Source organism: Shewanella sp. POL2 (assembly GCF_000282755.1).
In the GTDB taxonomy this organism is placed as follows: domain Bacteria; phylum Pseudomonadota; class Gammaproteobacteria; order Enterobacterales; family Shewanellaceae; genus Shewanella; species Shewanella xiamenensis.
The window spans coordinates 1-3,230 of sequence record NZ_AKZL01000169.1; the positions used below are offsets into that span (position 1 = coordinate 1).

Sequence of the window (3,230 nt, forward strand, 5' to 3'; positions counted from 1 at the left end):
ACAGTTTCCAAGGCACACTGTATTTCAGCCATTTTAAGGGTAAAGCCAACGCCCATCTGCTGAATTTACTTGCCCCCGATGCCATGGTAATTGGCAACCACGATATTGACGAAGGTAATGCGCGGCTCGCCGAATTTGCCAAGCAAATCGATTTCCCGCTGCTGGCGGGGAATATGGACTTGAGCCAAGAGGATATCCGCAAGCCGGGTAACCTGCGTACTGTGGCGAATATTCTGGCCTATGATGAAAAAACACAGCTTGCCAGCTACCTAGAAAAGCCCTTCTATGACAAAAAGCTCGCCGTCATCGGCATTACTCTGGATCAGATGAAGGACATTGCCAGACCCGATCCCGATACCCACTTTGTCGATGCGATTGCGACCACGGCGCGAACCGTCTCGCATCTGCATGCCAAAGGCATTAAGCACATTATTGTGCTGAGTCATTTAGGTTTAGATCAGGATAAACGGCTCGCAGAACAAGTCGATGGTATCAGCCTTATCGTTGGTGGCCATACCCATACTCTACAGGGCGACTTTAGCGCCTTGGGGTTAAGCAATCTTCCCTATGGCGAAACCATCAATGGCACGCCAATTGTCCATGCAGGGAAATACGCCGAAACCTTAGGTTTGGCCGAAGTTGAGTTTGATGAAGCTGGCCGCGCGATAAGTTTAAGCGGTGGCAACTACTTTATGCTCGATAAGCAGTTTATGTTGAGTTCGAGTGAGCAAGTGGATGACACCGACTATCAAGCCGTGCGCCAACGCTTTGATGAACATCCCTATATATTGTGGGATGAAGCCGATGAAGATATTCATGGCGTGATCCACGATATCTATCGCCCTGCGATTGCCGAGATGGAAAACAAAGTCTTAGCTCTAGTGCCTAAGAATCTGGTACACACCAGACTACCTTCTAAGGCGCTGCCCCATGGCAGTGAAATCGCGCCTTGGGTAAGTCGCAGTATGTTCCAAGAGGCTAAACTTGAAGACCCTCGCATCCACTTTGCCCTGCATAATGCGGGTGGTGTCAGGCAATCGGTCGCCCAAGGCAGACTGACCCTCGCCGATGTGTTGGGCCAATTGCTGCCCTTCGAACTGCCATTAGTCAAATACGAAATCCATGGCCAATTTCTGTATCAGGCGCTGGAGTCGGCGATTAACGCCGCCACCAATAACAGTGTACGCGGCACAGGCGCTGGCAGCTTCCCCTATACCTATGGATTGCGTTATTACTACGATGGCAGACGCCCCTTAGGGGAACGTTTATTCAAGCTAGAAATGATGCAGCAGGATGGATTATCACTCTGGTATCCAGTGCAACCCGATGCGCTCTATGTGGGGGTATCGACCTCTTATACCGCTGCGGGGAAAGAAGGTTATCACCCACTGTTACAGGCACGCTGGCAAGAGCCGATTGAGACGCTCACCCTACCCCAGGCTTTTATTCGCTTCCTCAACCGGGCGCCCAACCCTAATTTAGCGGACTTGCTCTCCCCACATGTGCATTACACCAGCCATGTAAAACGCTCGGTGTAAGCGCCCGGTGTCAGGGATGTGTATCAGCGCTGCCACAAAGCCCTGCCCTCTTAATTCATCACAGTACTTAGGGCGTGTTGACGTTTCAGGGTTATTTTTGCAGCAGTTTGGCTGGCGTTTATGCAAGGTAAAGTCCGTACAGTGTAGTTATTCTACATAAACGGACGATAACGCAGCAGAAACGCCAGCCAAACGCTGCCCGAAGGGTTCGTCTAGCAAGCTCGTTCTCTTTGTCACTCGTCATTTGAGTAGAATAACTACACATCATTCCTCGTTTCGCGAGCATGTGCTTGCCAGAACGAACAAAATTTAATCTCGAAACGTCAACACGCCCTAGCAATGGTTAAGTCCTGTGATTCACTCAATCCACTAGCAGCACGTGCACTTTACATCCCACTAAAACAACCAGTCGTAATGGGGCAAACGCTCGGCAAACCACGCCTGCGCCTTGCCTTGGTTGCCCTTGCGCCACGCCAGAAACACCGGCTGCGCCGGTCTTGGGATCTCAACCTTGCACGCGACTAATGTGCCTGAAGCGAGTTCTTCGCGGATCAAATGCTTGGGAAGATAACCCACACCCAGCCCGAGTTGCTGGGCTTTAATCTTGGTCTGCATGTTTGGCACACGAATAACTTGGCGACTATCAAACAATCCACTGGAGCGCTGCGCGAGCGCCGTTGAGCTGTCGGCCACCACCACGGAGGGAAATTGCAACAGGGCTTCGGTCGGGATGGGATGGTCAAACTGTGCCAAGGGATGGTGAGGCGCAAGGGCAAACACGAATTCAAGCATGCCGATTTCGACTAAGTGATATTGCCCCTTAGGTAACTCCCCGGTGACCCCAATGGCAATATCGGCACGGCCCGAATACAGCGCATCCCAACCGCCACCCAATGACTCCTCGGTGATATTGATGGTCACCTGTTTACCTAACTCGGTAAATTCAGCAATCAGTTTAAGCAGTGGTAAATCGGGCACTACAGTATCTATGGCTAAGGTTAATGCCGACTCCCAGCCCGTTTCGAGTTGCCTAACCGCCTCTTCAAGCCTTGCAGTGGCGGCTAAGATCTCCCGCCCTTGGCGTAATACCAGTTGGCCAACTAAGGTCAGCTCGGCGCGCTGCCCCTTACGTTCAAATAATTTTACCCCTAAATCGCTCTCTAATTTCTGCACTGTATAGGTCAGCGCCGATGGCACTCGGAATAAGGATTCAGCCGCAGCCGAAAAACTGCCTTTCTTATCAATAGCATCTAGCACTATCAATCCATCGAGACTCATCACTGGCAACATAAGTGCTCCACATTCAAATTTTTTGAAATATACTTTGAAAATGTTCCGATTTTCTTCCTTAAAGGTCAAGTCTAGACTGTAAACCAATGGAGAGATTGACGCTAAATCTCGACCGACTACCCCATTAACGACACAGTTAAAAAATTTGAATTAAGGAACATCCCATGAAAGCACTTATCACAAAATTACTGACCTCTGCCCCAAGCTTCGCCCCATTGGCCTTGCGTATTCCTATCGGGATTATCCTCATGGCCCACGGCTCACAAAAACTCTTCGGCTGGTTTGGTGGCTATGGCCTAGAAGGCACAGGACAATGGATGGCCTCCATTGGCTTAACCCCTGGCTACTTAATGGCGCTGATGGCGGGTTCGAGCGAATTCTTGGTGGCTTGCTGCTCATTAT

The 3,230-nt window shown here is 50.5% G+C and carries 3 protein-coding genes; 2 read left to right on the plus strand and 1 reads right to left on the minus strand.

Features of this window, described 5'->3' with window-relative positions; all coding sequences use genetic code 11:
• Nucleotides 1-1,538 (plus strand): bifunctional metallophosphatase/5'-nucleotidase (locus SHEWPOL2_RS21770; RefSeq protein ID WP_037431679.1); only part of this gene is annotated, 1,538 nt, incomplete at its 5' end.
• Between the two features lie 396 nt (nt 1,539-1,934).
• On the opposite strand, the gene SHEWPOL2_RS21775 is transcribed toward SHEWPOL2_RS21770, so the two are convergent.
• Nucleotides 1,935-2,828, minus strand: a complete 894-nt coding sequence (locus SHEWPOL2_RS21775; RefSeq protein ID WP_037431681.1) for a LysR substrate-binding domain-containing protein — start codon at nt 2,826-2,828, stop codon at nt 1,935-1,937.
• Between the two features lie 164 nt (nt 2,829-2,992).
• Here SHEWPOL2_RS21775 and SHEWPOL2_RS21780 point away from each other — a divergent pair.
• Nucleotides 2,993-3,230, plus strand: a 238-nt coding sequence (locus SHEWPOL2_RS21780; RefSeq protein ID WP_037431684.1) for a DoxX family protein, incomplete at its 3' end; no start/stop codon positions are given.